At 60.9% G+C, this 13,214-nt stretch carries 12 protein-coding genes and 3 pseudogenes; 13 read left to right on the top strand and 2 right to left on the bottom strand.

Annotated features, from left to right (window positions below):
* Positions 1–97 precede the first annotated feature (97 nt).
* The 3 genes and pseudogenes from ACQY4M_RS11350 (at position 98) to ACQY4M_RS11340 (ending at position 3,239) form a co-directional block, all read left to right on the top strand.
* Positions 98–1,414 (top strand): annotated as a pseudogene (locus ACQY4M_RS11350) (ABC transporter substrate-binding protein).
* Positions 1,415–1,476: 62 nt separating this feature from the next.
* Entirely contained in the window at positions 1,477–2,373 is an 897-nt protein-coding gene (locus ACQY4M_RS11345; protein ID WP_428543999.1) for a carbohydrate ABC transporter permease, read from the top strand.
* The gene (locus ACQY4M_RS11340; protein ID WP_428543997.1) at positions 2,370–3,239 is read left to right on the top strand and encodes a carbohydrate ABC transporter permease; all 870 of its coding nucleotides are present in this window, start codon (positions 2,370–2,372) and stop codon (positions 3,237–3,239) included. The genes ACQY4M_RS11345 and ACQY4M_RS11340 overlap by 4 nt, the downstream gene beginning before the upstream one ends.
* Before the next feature lie 192 nt (positions 3,240–3,431).
* Here the strand turns inward: ACQY4M_RS11340 and ACQY4M_RS11335 are convergent, their stop codons facing one another.
* Positions 3,432–4,475 carry an IS5 family transposase gene (locus ACQY4M_RS11335; protein ID WP_428539221.1) on the bottom strand — a complete coding sequence of 348 codons (1,044 nt, stop codon included), beginning with the start codon at positions 4,473–4,475 and terminating at the stop codon, positions 3,432–3,434.
* A 60-nt stretch (positions 4,476–4,535) separates the two neighbouring features.
* Here ACQY4M_RS11335 and ACQY4M_RS11330 point away from each other — a divergent pair.
* The 10 genes and pseudogenes from ACQY4M_RS11330 to ACQY4M_RS11285 form a co-directional block, all read left to right on the top strand.
* A pseudogene (locus tag ACQY4M_RS11330) lies at positions 4,536–4,724 on the top strand (ATP-binding cassette domain-containing protein); the annotation flags it as partial.
* 87 nt (positions 4,725–4,811) lie between these two features.
* Entirely contained in the window at positions 4,812–5,855 is a 1,044-nt protein-coding gene (locus ACQY4M_RS11325) for an IS5 family transposase (protein ID WP_428539227.1), read from the top strand.
* Between the two features lie 65 nt (positions 5,856–5,920).
* Positions 5,921–6,847 (top strand): ABC transporter ATP-binding protein, encoded by a 927-nt coding sequence (locus ACQY4M_RS11320; protein WP_428543995.1) that lies wholly within the window; start codon positions 5,921–5,923, stop codon positions 6,845–6,847.
* 4 nt (positions 6,848–6,851) lie between these two features.
* On the top strand, positions 6,852–7,964 hold the full coding sequence (locus tag ACQY4M_RS11315) for a mandelate racemase/muconate lactonizing enzyme family protein (RefSeq protein ID WP_428543993.1): 1,113 nt from the start codon (positions 6,852–6,854) through the stop codon (positions 7,962–7,964).
* Positions 7,961–8,290, top strand: a complete 330-nt coding sequence (locus ACQY4M_RS11310; protein WP_428543991.1) for an L-rhamnose mutarotase — start codon at positions 7,961–7,963, stop codon at positions 8,288–8,290. Before ACQY4M_RS11315 ends, ACQY4M_RS11310 begins: the two co-directional genes overlap by 4 nt.
* Positions 8,283–9,332, top strand: a complete 1,050-nt coding sequence (locus ACQY4M_RS11305) for a Gfo/Idh/MocA family protein (RefSeq protein ID WP_428543989.1) — start codon at positions 8,283–8,285, stop codon at positions 9,330–9,332. The genes ACQY4M_RS11310 and ACQY4M_RS11305 overlap by 8 nt, the downstream gene beginning before the upstream one ends.
* Before the next feature lies 1 nt (position 9,333).
* A complete protein-coding gene (locus ACQY4M_RS11300) occupies positions 9,334–9,648 on the top strand; it encodes a UxaA family hydrolase (protein WP_428543987.1) in 315 nt (104 codons plus the stop codon).
* The gene (locus tag ACQY4M_RS11295; RefSeq protein ID WP_428543985.1) at positions 9,645–10,832 is read left to right on the top strand and encodes a UxaA family hydrolase; all 1,188 of its coding nucleotides are present in this window, start codon (positions 9,645–9,647) and stop codon (positions 10,830–10,832) included. The genes ACQY4M_RS11300 and ACQY4M_RS11295 overlap by 4 nt, the downstream gene beginning before the upstream one ends.
* Before the next feature lie 12 nt (positions 10,833–10,844).
* Positions 10,845–11,573, top strand: a complete 729-nt coding sequence (locus tag ACQY4M_RS11290) for an SDR family oxidoreductase (protein ID WP_428543983.1) — start codon at positions 10,845–10,847, stop codon at positions 11,571–11,573.
* Positions 11,574–11,583: 10 nt separating this feature from the next.
* Positions 11,584–11,835: pseudogene (locus ACQY4M_RS11285) on the top strand (2-hydroxyhepta-2,4-diene-1,7-dioate isomerase); the annotation flags it as partial.
* Between the two features lie 68 nt (positions 11,836–11,903).
* On the opposite strand, the gene ACQY4M_RS11280 reads toward ACQY4M_RS11285, so the two are convergent.
* Positions 11,904–13,130 carry an IS256 family transposase gene (locus tag ACQY4M_RS11280; RefSeq protein ID WP_428539582.1) on the bottom strand — a complete coding sequence of 409 codons (1,227 nt, stop codon included), beginning with the start codon at positions 13,128–13,130 and terminating at the stop codon, positions 11,904–11,906.
* Between the last annotated feature and the right edge of the window lie 84 nt (positions 13,131–13,214).

Raw genomic sequence — 13,214 nt, 5'->3', positions numbered from 1 at the left:
ATCAAGTCTTGCTTGACTAAATACGAAAGTCAAGTTTACCTGTGAAACATGTGCCTGTCTGACAGAGACATTCCACATTGCAACCCAACGGGAGGACATGATGAAACAATCCAAGATCCGGTCACTGCTGAGCGCGACGACCTGCCTGGCAATGCTGGCGGCTACGCCTGTGTTTGCCGGCAAATTCGATGGCATAACCATTGATGCCAAGCTGATTGGCGGCCAGCAATACGAAGCGCTTTACGGGCGCATCAGTGAGTGGGAAGCGGCCACCGGCGCCAAGGTCAACATCATCTCGAAGAAGGCTCACTTCGAGCTGGACCGCGAGATCAAGTCCGACATTGCCGCCGGCACCACCAGCTGGTGCGTTGGCTCGAACCACTCCTCTTTTGCGCCGCAATATGGTTCGCTCTATATCGACCTGTCCAAGTATGTTGCGCCCGAAGATGTTGCCGAATTCGTGCCGTCGATCATCGAAGGCGCGACGATTGACGGCAAGCTGGTGATGCTGCCGCGCGCGCAATTCGACGTATCGGTACTCTATTACCAGAAATCGCTCTATGAGGATGCGGACAAAAAGGCCGCCTACAAGGAAAAATTCGGCGTGGATCTTGCCCCGCCAACCACGCTGGAGGAATTCAAGCGCTAGGCGATCTTCTTTGCCGATCCGCCGAATTTCTACGGCACGCAATATGCCGGCAAGGACGAAGGTGCAACAGGTCGGTTTTATGAAATGGTCGTGGCCAATGGCGGCAAGATGTTCAACGACGACTGGACTCCGGCCTTCAACAGCGCCGCCGGCAAGGAAGCGCTGCAATGGTTCGTGGACCTCTACAAGGCCAAGGCCGTGCCGCCGGGAACGACATCGTATCTGTGGGATGAGCTGGGCGCGGGCTTTGCCTCGGGCACCATCGCGATCGACCTGGATTGGCCGGGCTGGTCGGGCTTTTTCAACGATCCCGAAAGCTCCAAGGTGGCCGGCAATGTCGGCATTACCGTGCAGCCCGTGGGCAGTGCGGGTATTCACACCGGCTGGTCGGGCTTTCACGGCTTTTCCGTGACCGAGGGCTGTCCGAATAAAGAAGCCGCGGTTTCGCTGGTCGAGTTCCTGACATCCGAGGAAAGCCAGATCGCCGAAAGCGCCGGCGGCTCGCTGCCCACCCGCACGGCTGTCTGGGATGTGATTTTGAAGAACGCTGAGGGCGATCCTTACCGGACCATGGCGCTCAATGCCTTCAGGGAGGGTGCGACCTATGCCTTCCCGGTGCCGAAAACCGAATACTGGATCGAGGCAAGTAACCTGATCTTCCCGGAAATCCAGGCGGCCATTCTGGGCGACAAGACTGTAGACGAGGCTCTGCAGGATGCTTCGGACGCGGTTGATGAAATGATGCGGGAAAACGGCGTATATTGAGCCGGTGACATCTTGCAGGGGCGGCAATCGGGCCGCCCCTGCCTTCAAACTGCGAGCCTGCCATGTCTCTCAAGAAACTCCCCCCCTGGTTCCTGCTGATCCTGCCGGCGCTGATCGTGCTTCTGGCGGTGGTGCTGATTCCGCTGCTGTTTTCGCTCTATTCGAGCTTTACGCCTTACCGGCTGACCAAGCCGGATTCGCTTTTCCGCTGGATTGGCACCTATAACTACGAAAAAGCCATGCACAGCGCCAAGTTCTGGTCTGCCTTCGGCCGCACGGTGCTGTTTCTGGCGATTGCACTCAATCTGGAAATGCTGCTGGGGCTTGGGCTGGCGCTTTTGGTATCCAAGGTGACGCGCGGCCAGCGCGCCCTGTGCACCATCATGATGTTTCCGATGATGTTTTCGCCCATTCTGGTGGGTTTCCAGTTCAAGTTCATCTTCAACGACAATGTGGGGCTGGTGAACAATGCCCTGCAGTCGCTGGGCTTGTCCGAGGCCGCAATTCCCTGGCTGGTCGATCAAAAGCTGGCGATGTTCTCGATCATCTTCGCCGAGATATGGATGTCGACCAGCGTCTTTGCCATTCTCATCCTTGCCGGGCTGTTTTCGATCCCGCAAGACCCGCAGGAGGCCGCCAGGGTGGATGGCTGCACCCCCTGGCAGAGCTTTCGCCACATCACGCTGCCCTTCATCATGCCGTTCCTCTACATCGCCATGGCAATCAGGTCGCTCGATGTGGCCCGCGCCTATGACATCGTGCAGATCATGACAAATGGCGGCCCCGCCGGGCGCACGGAACTGCTTTGGACCCTGATCGGGCGAACCGGCTATAACGATGCCAAGATGGGCTATGCCAACGCCATGGGCTATATCTCGATCGTTCTGGCGATTGTGTTCACGATCTACTTTTTCCGCAAACTCAATACAGCGCGCAAAGAGCTGGGGATGGCAGGATGATGGACGAGAACCGCAAACACCGCATCTATGGCTTGGCTCGCCGGATCCTGCATCATGTAACCCTGTTCATTGCCATGTCGATCATCTGCGTGCCGGGGCTGTGGGTGGTGCTCAATTCCTTTCGCCCGACCGTGGACATCATGGCCAAGCCGCCGGTCTGGGTGCCGCGCGGGCTGAACCTGGATAATTACCGGGCGATGTTCGGCGGCGCCGGACAGGGCGGGGTGCCGGTGCTGCAGTATTTCACCAACTCGCTGATCATCTCGGTCACCAGCACAGTGATTGCGCTCCTGATCGGCATGGCGGGCGGCTATGCCTTTGCGCGCTACCGCTTCCGCGGCAAGAGCGCGCTTTTCATCGGGCTGTTGCTGACCCGCGCGGTGCCCGGCGTGGCGCTGTCGCTGCCCCTGTTCATCGTCATGGCGCGAACCGGTTTCATCGACACCCATATCGGGCTGATCCTGGTTTATGTGGCAATGAACGTGCCGTTTACCATCTGGCTGATCGACGGGTTTTTCCGCCAGGTGCCGCCCGATCTGGCCGAAGCGGCCGAGATTGACGGTTGCACCCGTTGGCAGGCGTTCTGGAAGGTCGAGTTTCCGGTGGCCAAGGCTGGCGTTGCCTCTGCGGGCATCTTCGCTTTTCTCACCTCGTGGAACGAATATGCGCTGGCCAGCCAGCTGACGCGCTCGACCTTTTCCAAGACCATGCCGGTGGGGCTGCGCGACTTTACTTCCGAATTCACCATCAATTGGGGCGGCATGAGCACGCTTGCGGTGCTGATGATCATCCCTGCGCTTATCCTCACCTTCCTGGTGCAGAAACATCTTATCTCCGGGCTGACCTTTGGCGGCGTGAAAGGCTGAATCATGGCAAATGTTGTGCTGAAAAATGTGGTCAAGAATTATGGCAAGGTCGAGGTGGTGCATGGCATCAATCTGGACATAGCCCATAAAAGACCTCTGCATGAGGCCATGGCTTTCGGTTGAAGCAAGATTTCGGCCGCCCACCTTGCGCCCCTGCGGGTCCGGCGGACAGACGGGTGGCGGGGTTTGGGGCTATGCGATTGCGGGGGTTTGCGGGTTGAGGGTGATCCTGTTTGCGGCCTTGAGCAGGTTTTGCGCGATGGCGGCCATGACCATCTGGGCATGCACCCTGGCGCGCCCGAAATATCTCGCCCGCTGCAGGCCGAAGAGGCGTTTCATCGTGCCGAAAGTCTGCTCGATGCGGAAGCGGCGTTTCGAAATCAGCCGGTTGAAGCGTTTCTCCGATTGCCGCAGGGGGCGGCCGCGCGCTGCCTTGCGCAGGATGCCGTCGCGGTATTTGCCGCGCAGCATCTGGCGGTTGGCCTTGCTCGCATAGGCCTTGTCGGCCAGCACCCGCTGCGCCTTTGCGCCCGCGATCATGGTGGCGAATTCGGGGCTTTCGGCGGCATTGGCGGGCGTGGTGTGCACCTTGTCGATAAAGCCCTCTTCGTCGCAGCGGGCAAAGCCCTTGTAGCCGAGCGTGCTCTTGCGGCCCTTCTTGACCCAGCGGGCATCAGGGTCGGCGCTGAAATGCAGCTGTGCCCCGTCGGGTGAGACCTCGGGCGGATCATCCGGCGTCCCTTCCCTTGCCCCGTCCTCTGCCCGGTCCTGCGGGGCGTCGATATGGGTGCGCGGGCGCGCCGCCGCCGCGATCAGGGTCGCATCAATGATCGCCGCCTCAGCCTCTTTCAGCTTCAGCCCATGCGCCTCGATCTGGCGGCAGACCTCGGCCAGCAGCTCATCGTAAACGCCACCCCGGACCAGCGCATTGCGGAACCGGCAGTGGGTCGTCTCATCCGGCACCGACGCGTGCAGATCGAGCCCGCAGAACAGCATGAAATCCAGCCGCACCTTCAAGGCCCGCTCCAGCTTCGGGTCGCTCAGCCCGTGCCACTGGCCAACCAGAAGACACTTGAACAGAACAAGCGGATCATAGCCCTGAGGCCCGATCCCCGAGCGCCCCAGACCGCGCCGCAGGATCGGCAAAAACGAGTTCCAATCCATCAGCGCGTCGATCTTCGACAGAACGTCATCCGCGCCGATCCGTGCCGCCGCTTCGTGCAGGAAAAGGTCCATCTATTCACCCCAGAGATTTCCCGGCTAGCTTACCAAAACGGCCAACCCGGGGGAATCCCGATGTTATGCAGAGGTCTTCATAATGAATTCGTGGTGCTGGTCGGGCCATCGGGCTGCGGCAAATCCACCACGCTCAGGATGATCGCCGGGCTTGAGGACATAACCGCCGGCGAGATCCGCATCGGCGACAAGGTGGTCAACGACCTGCCCCCGCGCGAGCGCAACATCTCGATGGTGTTTCAGAATTATGGGAACCTCTAAAAATCCCCCAAAATCCGGCCTGACGGGGTAGAATCGTCATCAGGATGAAAATGATTCGACCGACGGGGTTTTGTCATGGGTCAGATGGGATTTTTTGATCTTTCCAGCCGATACGCGGGACTGGACAAATCTGGTGATCCGCTGGTGTTGCTCAACGACATGGTGCCGTTCGAGGATTACCGGGACGAGCTGAAGGCCATATGGCGCACGCCGCCCGAACAGCGCAAATCCAACGCTGGCCGCCCGCCTTGGGATGAGGTGCTGATATTCAAGACGATGGTTTTGCAGCAGCTCTACAACCTCTCTGACGATCAGATCGAGTATCAGATCCGCGACCGCCTGTCGTTCATGCGGTTTCTCGGCCTTGGCATTGAAGACAGCGTACCTGACGCCAAGACCATCTGGGCCTACCGTGAAAGGCTGGCCGGGGCCGGGAAGATGAAGGAGCTGTTTGACAAGTTCGATGCCTTTCTGCGCGAAAAGGGCTATCTGGCGATGGGCGGGCAGATTGTTGATGCGAGCATCGTTCCGGCGCCGCGCCAGCACAACAAAAGGGACGAGAACGAGAAAATCAAGGCGGGCGAAACGCCTGAAGAGTGGGAGGAAAAACCCCACAAGAAGCGCCAGAAGGACGTGGATGCGCGCTGGACGAAGAAGCACGGCAAGAGCTATTACGGCTACAAGAACCACATCAATGTCGACCGGCGGCACAAATTCATCCGCGCTTATGATGTCACCGATGCCGCCGTGCATGACAGCCAGGCGCTTGCCGGTCTGATTGATGCGAGCAACACCTCATCGGACCTGTGGGCCGACAGCGCCTATCGCTCGCAAAAGATCGAAAGCGAGCTGGAAGAGCGGGGGCTTCACAGCCATATCCATCACAAGGGCAGGCGCGGCAAGCCGCTTGGCGAGCGCCAGCAAAAGGCCAACCGGAGGCGCTCGAAAGTGCGGGTCCGGGTCGAGCATGTATTCGCTTTTCAGGAGCGCTCCATGGGCGGCAAGCTGATCCGCTCCATCGGCCTGAAGCGGGCGCGATTTCGCATCGGGATGATGAACCTGGTCTACAACATGAAGCGCTTCGTCCAGTTCGAATGCGGCCTGGCGGCGCCGGGATAAGGGTTCATGGGGTGAGGTGTGCCTGAAATACCCAAAACCGGCTTGAAACCGGTGAAAATGGGTTTATGATCCGAAGCAATCAGGCGGGACAGGCGAAAAACCGTCCACCCCGCCGCGAAGAAGGCGAAAACGGGAATTTACAGAGGTTCCCTTATGCGCTTTACCCGCATATGACGGTGCGCGAAAATCTCGGCTTTTCGCTGAAAATTGCCAAGCGGGACCAAGCAGAGATTGACAAAGCCGTGAATGAAGCCTCGGCCATTCTCAGCCTTGAGGAGTATATGGACCGCAAGCCCGGCGCGCTTTCGGGCGGCCAGCGCCAGCGCGTGGCCATGGGCCGTGCCATTGTGCGCCACCCTGATGTGTTCCTGTTTGACGAGCCGCTGTCCAACCTAGACGCCAAGCTGCGTGCGCAGATGCGGGTTGAAATAAAAAAGCTGCACCAAAAGATTAAAACCACAATCATATATGTGACCCACGATCAGGTGGAGGCGATGACGCTGGCCGACCGGATTGTGATTATGAAAGATGGCTATATCGAGCAGCAAGGCACCCCGACCGAGGTGTTCGAGCACCCCGCAAACACCTTTGTGGCCACGTTTATAGGCTCTCCGCCGATGAACCTGTTGCAAGGGCAAGTAAAAAGCGGTGCGTTGCATTTTGCCGATGATTTTTCTCTGCCGATCCCGCAGGAATTTGTCGGGACCGTGAGGGAGGGCCAGCAAATCATCCTCGGGTTCCGCGCTGATAACATGATGCCTGAACGCCACGCGTTTGACATGGACGAACCATCCCCCGCGATTGATATGCCCGTCGTGGTGAGCGAGCCGCTTGGCACCGAAACCCTGCTTTACACCCGCCTTGCGGGCCAGGAAGTGCAGGCCAAAATGCTCAAACCCCGCCCAGTGGCCGATGGCGAGCACCTGACCTTCCATCTCGATATGGCGCGCTGCCACCTGTTTGACGCCGCCAGAGGCAAAACGTTGAGGTAATCCAATGGCCCACATTACCAAAGTCGAGATTTTTATGGTGGACCTTGCGCCCAAGGTCCGGCGCACCGATGCCATTCAGTCTTTTGACAGCCAGCAAACCCCGTTTGTGCGCATCACCGATGCCGACGGTCAAAGCGGGCTTGGCTATAGCTATACCATCGGCCAAGGCGGCAGCGCGATCATGGCGCTGTTGCGCGATGATCTGATAGGCAAGCTGCTTGGCCGCGAGGCCGAAGAAATCGGCGGTATCTGGTTTGACCTCAAGCGTTCGATCAATGCGCTGGCGGTGGGGGCGGTGTCCTCGTTGGCCTTGGCCGCGATAGACATTGCCCTGTGGGATTTGCGGTGCAAACGCGCGGGCCTGCCGCTGTGGCGGATGCTGGGCGGGGCCAGGCAATCGGTGCCCATGTACACCACCGAGGGCGGCTGGCTGCATATTGATACCGATACGCTGGTGGCCGACGCGTTGGCGGCGCAGGCGCGGGGGTTTTCCGGCTCCAAGGTCAAGATCGGCAAGCCGCATCTGGCCGAGGACCGCGTGCGGCTGCAGGCGGTGCGCGAAGCGGTGGGGCCTGACTACGAGATCATGGTGGATGCGAACCAATGCTTCACCCTGTCCGAGGCCAAACGCCGCGCGGCAATGCTCGAACACCTCGATATCGCCTGGTTCGAAGAGCCGATGCCCGCTGATGACGTAACCGCCCATGCCGAGCTGGCGGCGGGCACATCGGTGCCGGTGGCGGTGGGCGAAAGCATGTATTCGCCAAGCCAGTTCAAGGATTATCTGGCCAGCGGCGCGGCCTCGATCGTGCAGGTTGATGTGGCCCGCGTGGGCGGCATCACTCCCTGGATCAAGGTGGCCCACATGGCCGAGGCCTTCAATGTGTCGGTTTGCCCGCATTTCCTGATGGAACTGCATGCGAGCCTGGTCTGCGCCATCCCCAACGCGCCGTGGCTGGAATACATCCCGCAGCTTGACAGCCTCACGCGCGCCGGCATGCGCATGGAAAAGGGCCGCGCTTACCCCTCCGACGCGCCGGGGGTCGGTATCGACTGGGACATGGACGTGATCAATGCCGTCCGTATCGAAGATTTCAACGCAGAGGTATCCGCATGAAGCGCCATGGTTCGGTGATTGCCCTGAAACCCGACAAGATCGAGGAATACAAGCGCCTGCACGCCGATGTCTGGCCCGGCGTTCTGGCCATGATCACGCAATGCAATATCCGCAATTACACGATTTTCCTGCGCGAGCCGGAAAACCTGCTGTTCAGCTATTTCGAATATGTGGGCGACGATTTCGAGGCCGACATGGCGCGTATGGCGGCTGATCCCGAAACCCAGCGCTGGTGGGCGGTCTGCGGGCCCTGCCAGGTGCCGCTTACGCCCCGCGGCGAAGGCGAGCATTGGGCCGAAATGCCCGAGGTGTTTCACCATGATTGAGCTTGCCCAAAGCTGGCCGCGCCCGGCCAGGCCGCTGCCGATCGTGATTTTCGGTGCTGGCTCCATCGTCACCGACGCGCATCTCCCGGCCTACGCGGCGGCAGGCTTTCCGGTGCGCGGCATCTACGACCCGGACCTTGCCAAGGCGCGTGCGCAGGCTGACAGGCACGGGGTGCGCGCCTTTGACACGGCGGCAGAGGCCGCGGCGCAGAAGGGCGTGGTCTTTGACCTGGCCACGCCGCCCGCCGCGCATGCGGGGATCCTCGCGCAACTGCCCGAGGGCGCGCCGGTTCTGATCCAGAAACCCATGGGCGGCGATCTGGCCGAGGCCACCGAAATTCTGCAGATCTGCCGCGCCCGCAAGCTGAAAGCGGCGGTGAATTTCCAGCTGCGTTTCGCGCCGATGATGCTGGCGCTCAAGGATGCCATCGACAGGAACCTCTTGGGCGAGGTGGTGGATTTCGACGTCTGGATCGCTCTCGACACGCCCTGGGGGCTGTGGGAATTTCTGCGCGATCTGCCCCGGGTCGAGATCCTGCTGCATTCAATCCACTACCTCGATTTCATCCGCTCGATCCTGGGCGAGCCGCAGGGGGTTCATGCCAAAACTCTGGGCCACCCGAATGACACCACCTCCAACACCCGCACAGCGGCCATTCTGGATTATGGCGACCGGGTGCGCTGTGCGCTTTCGATCAACCACAACCATGCCTTTGGCCGCAAGCATCAGGCCTGCGAGTTCCGCATCTGCGGCACCAAGGGCGCGGCTTACCTGCAACTGGGGGTGAATCTCGACTACCCAAAGGGCGAGCCCGACATTCTGGAAATCAATACCGGCGATGGCTGGAAAACCGTGCCGCTGCAGGGCTCGTGGTTCACCGAAAGCTTCGGCCACCGCATGGCGCAGCTGCAGCGCGTCGCCACCGGCGAGGAAAGCGTGCTGGTCTCGGGCGTGGAAGACGCCTGGCACACCATGGCGCTGGTCGAGGCCTGCTACGCAAGCAGCGCCGCCCCGGCAACGCCGCTGGCAAGGAAGCCCTGACATGACATATCTGTCTGGCCAAGATGAAGGATACACCGTGAACCAGCTGTTGCGCCTACACCCCGAAGACAATGTGCTGATCGCCCTGCGCGCGCTTCCCGCCGGAACCGAGGCCGAAGGGGTGCGCCTGCAAAGCGCTATTTCGCTGGCGCACAAGGTGGCGGCAGTGCCGATTGCAAAAGGGGCGCCGGTGCTGAAATACGGTATGGTCATCGGGCGCGCCACCGCCGACATAGAGGCCGGCGCGCATGTGCATGTGCACAATATGGCCAGCCAGTATACGCCGACGCATTACCGCAAGGAGGAAGTGGCATGAGTGCCCTGCAAGGCTATGCGCGCGCTGACGGGCGCAAGGGCATCCGCAACGAGGTGGCGGTTGTCTATCTGGTGGAATGCGCGCATTTCGTGGCGCGCGAGATCGCCGGCAAGGACGGGCATCTGATCGGCTTTCCGGGCTGCTTTCCCAATGATTACGCGCAAAACATGCTGGAGCGGCTCTGCACCCATCCGAATGTCGGCGCGGTGCTGTTGGTGAGCCTTGGCTGCGAAAGCTTCAACCGCGCCCGGCTGGCCGAGGTGGTGGCGGCAAGCGGGCGACCGGTGGAAACCCTGGTGATCCAGAAATCCGGCGGCACTGCGGCAACCATCGCCAAAGGCCGGGAATGGGTAGCCGAGCAGGCCCGCGCGCTGGCGGCCCAGCCCTGCGTGCCGATGGAGGTGTCGGAACTGGTGGTGGGCACCATCTGCGGTGGCTCGGACGGCACCAGCGGCATTTCCGGCAATCCCGCTGCCGGACGCGCCTTTGACCGGCTGGTGGCCGAAGGTGCTACCTGTATTTTCGAGGAAACCGGCGAGCTCATTGGTTGCGAAGACATCATGGCCAAGCGCGCGGTAACGCCGGAACTGGCGGAGGAACTGCGCGCCGCCGTGGCCAAGGCGGCGCGCTATTACGAAACGCTGGGCTTTGGCAGTTTTGCCTCAGGCAATGCCACCGGCGGGCTTTCCACCATCGAGGAGAAATCCCTGGGCGCCTATGTGAAAAGCGGCAACAGCCCGATTTCCGGCCTGATCAAACCCGGCGACCAGCCGCCGGCGGGCGGGCTTTATCTGATGGATGTGGTGCCCGACGGGCCGGTGCGCTTTGGCTTTCCCAACATTGCCGACAATGCCGAGATCGTCGAGATGATGGCCTCGGGGGCGCATCTGACCCTGTTCGTGACCGGGCGCGGCTCGGTCGTGGGGTCTGCCATCGGGCCGGTGATCAAGATCTGCGCCAACCCCGAGACCTACCGGAATCTCGCCGATGACATGGACATCAATGCCGGCGCCATCATCGAGGGTACGGCCAGCCTCGATCAGGTGAACGATGAAATCTACCATCGCGTGCTGGGGGTGGCGAGCGGGGCCAAAACCGCCTCCGAGGCGCTGGGCCACCGCGAGTTCATCCTGACCTACAAGAGCTTTGAACCGATCGGGCCGGCCTGTCTGCCGCGCCGATAAAAGGAGAATGACATGAAACGTTTGCAAGGGAAAACCGTGCTGGCCACGGCGGCGGGGGCGGGCATCGGCCTGGCCACCGTGCTGCGCATGCGCGACGAGGGCGCGCGGGTAATTGCCACAGACATCAACATCGACCCGATCAGGGATGTCGAGGGGCTCGATGTGCGCCCGCTTGACGTTACCGATACCGCTGCGATCAATGCGCTGGTGGCGGATGTGGGCGCGGTGGATGTGCTGTTCAACTGCGCAGGTTTCGTGCATGCGGGTTCGGTTCTGGAAGCCAGCGAGGCGGATCTTGATTTCGCCTTTGCCCTGAACGTCAGGGCGATGTTCGACACCATCCGCGCGGTGCTGCCGGGGATGCTGGAAAAGGGCGCAGGCTCGATCGTCAACATGGCGTCGGTGGCAAGCTCGATCAAGGGCGTGCCCAATCGCTGCGTCTATACCACCACCAAGGCCGCAGTGATCGGCCTGACCAAATCGGTGGCGGCGGATTATGTGCAGCAGGGCATTCGCTGCAACGCCATCTGCCCTGGCACGGTGGAAAGCCCGTCCTTGCGCGAGCGTCTGCGCGCCACCGGCGATTATGATAAGGCGATGGCCGAATTCATTGCCCGCCAGCCGATGGGACGGATCGGCAAACCCGAGGAAATTGCAGCGCTGGCGACCTATCTGGCCAGCGACGAGGCAGGATTCACCACCGGACAGACCCACGTTATCGATGGCGGCTGGGCGAACTGAGGAGAGGCACATGAAACTGGTACGATATGGCGAACGCGGGGCGGAAAAGCCCGGCGCGATTGATGAAAACGGTGTGTTGCGCGACCTTTCGGATGTAGTGCCGGATATTGCCGGTGAAGTTCTGACCGATCTGGACAGGCTGGCCGCACTTGACCTTGCAAGCCTGCCCGAAGTGGCGGGCAATCCGCGCCTTGGTGCCTGCGTGGGCGGCACTGGAAAATTCATGTGCATCGGGCTGAATTATTCCGACCACGCGGCCGAAAGGGTTGTGTCTCGAAAGTGGTGGAAATTGATTTCAGGCACCTCCGAGCGGGTTGAGTTATGCGCCGGTCAGGCGGCTTGGTCAAGGGTTGCGTCGGCGACGGGCTGAGCGAGCGTTTCCCAGCCATCGACCTTTCGCATGACGATCTGCCCCGAGGCCATCAGAGCCCAAAGCAGCATCGGCACGGTCTCGGCGCATGGCAGCACGGTCTGGGTCTTGATGCGGCGGCGGAATTCCTCGTTCAGGCGTTCGATCGCATTTGTCGTTCTGGCCGATTTCCACTGGCCTTGTGGCAGACGCGTGAAGGTGAAAAGCTTATCTCCTGCTTCTTCCAAGCTGTCAGCGACGGCCTTGCATTTCAGCCGCCATTTTCGCAGAAATGCCTTGCGGCGGGTGGCGATTTCCTCGGGTGTTTTGGCGTAGATCATGTCGCGGTAATCTTCTGTCAACTCATCATGCATACGCTTGGGTGCCTTGGCCAGAAGGTTGCGGTGCTTGTGCACCGTGCACCTCTGGATCGGCAGATCTTCACCCCAGAGGGCAATGAGAGCGACCTCAAGTCCCGGTGCCCCGTCCACGATGACAAATTCGGGCCGTTTCAACCCGCGCGCATCCAGATCGTTGATGAACTGACGCCAGGCGGAGGTGCTTTCGCCGCCCATGTTCATCAGTGATAACAAGACCTTCTGCCCATCCCGGCGCACGCCAATCGCGGCCAGAACCGAGATATTGGTGGCCTTCCTGTCAATCCGCGTTTTGATCACGGTGCCGTCCAGGATCAGCCGCACGATGTCTTCATCCGCAAGGCTGCGGGCGCACCACGCCTGCCAGTCCACCTTCACCTTGCGCCAGGCGCGGCTCACCACATCCTTGCTGACCGCCCCCTGAAACAGGCCGAACAGGGCGCGTTTTACCCGCCGTGTGTTGGTGCCCGAAAGGTAGACAGCAGCGATCAGCGCCTCGGCCTTCTTCGTCAGCCGCTGGTAGCGGGGCAATGCCTTCGAGCGCCATTCTCTGGCCTTGCCGGCCTCGCCTGTGATCCGCGCACGCGGCACGCGCACCGTTTCGGTTCCAAATGTTCCGACCAGTTGCCGCTCGCGATGCCCGTGGCGGTATCCGGCCTTTGCCCCGCCGCTGCGGCCATACCGGCAACGGCCCAGAAACTGCTCCAGCTCCTCTTCGAAAACCGCCTCGATCGTCGCGCGGATGTTCTGGCGCAGCCGGTCTTCAATCGGGTCATAGCCTGCTTCATTGGCCAGTAGCGCGGATGTCGATGTTGCTGTATTCTTTGTCATGGCGTGATCTCCTTGGCGGTTCCAGCCGCCGGTTGGGTGGCTTCGATGCACCCGGAGATTACGCCGTCCTCGAATTTCCACCAA

The sequence above is a fragment of the Profundibacter sp. genome, from assembly GCF_965277155.1.
Lineage (GTDB): Bacteria > Pseudomonadota > Alphaproteobacteria > Rhodobacterales > Rhodobacteraceae > Profundibacter.
The sequence above is the reverse complement of the archived record's forward strand: the minus strand, read 5'-3'. Positions and strand labels throughout refer to the sequence as shown.

Bases quoted from the DNA above. Each gene is read 5' to 3' on its own strand.
- ACQY4M_RS11300 (WP_428543987.1), top strand. From the start codon at position 9,334: ATGACATATCTGTCTGGCCAAGATGAAGGATACACCGTGAACCAGCTG.
- ACQY4M_RS11295 (WP_428543985.1), top strand. From the start codon at position 9,645: ATGAGTGCCCTGCAAGGCTATGCGCGCGCTGACGGGCGCAAGGGCATC.
- ACQY4M_RS11320 (WP_428543995.1), top strand. From the start codon at position 5,921: ATGATCCGAAGCAATCAGGCGGGACAGGCGAAAAACCGTCCACCCCGC.
- ACQY4M_RS11315 (WP_428543993.1), top strand. From the start codon at position 6,852: ATGGCCCACATTACCAAAGTCGAGATTTTTATGGTGGACCTTGCGCCC.
- ACQY4M_RS11290 (WP_428543983.1), top strand. From the start codon at position 10,845: ATGAAACGTTTGCAAGGGAAAACCGTGCTGGCCACGGCGGCGGGGGCG.
- ACQY4M_RS11305 (WP_428543989.1), top strand. From the start codon at position 8,283: ATGATTGAGCTTGCCCAAAGCTGGCCGCGCCCGGCCAGGCCGCTGCCG.
- ACQY4M_RS11325 (WP_428539227.1), top strand. From the start codon at position 4,812: ATGGGTCAGATGGGATTTTTTGATCTTTCCAGCCGATACGCGGGACTG.
- ACQY4M_RS11335 (WP_428539221.1), bottom strand. From the start codon at position 4,475: ATGGACCTTTTCCTGCACGAAGCGGCGGCACGGATCGGCGCGGATGAC.
- ACQY4M_RS11310 (WP_428543991.1), top strand. From the start codon at position 7,961: ATGAAGCGCCATGGTTCGGTGATTGCCCTGAAACCCGACAAGATCGAG.
- ACQY4M_RS11345 (WP_428543999.1), top strand. From the start codon at position 1,477: ATGTCTCTCAAGAAACTCCCCCCCTGGTTCCTGCTGATCCTGCCGGCG.
- ACQY4M_RS11280 (WP_428539582.1), bottom strand. From the start codon at position 13,130: ATGACAAAGAATACAGCAACATCGACATCCGCGCTACTGGCCAATGAA.
- ACQY4M_RS11340 (WP_428543997.1), top strand. From the start codon at position 2,370: ATGATGGACGAGAACCGCAAACACCGCATCTATGGCTTGGCTCGCCGG.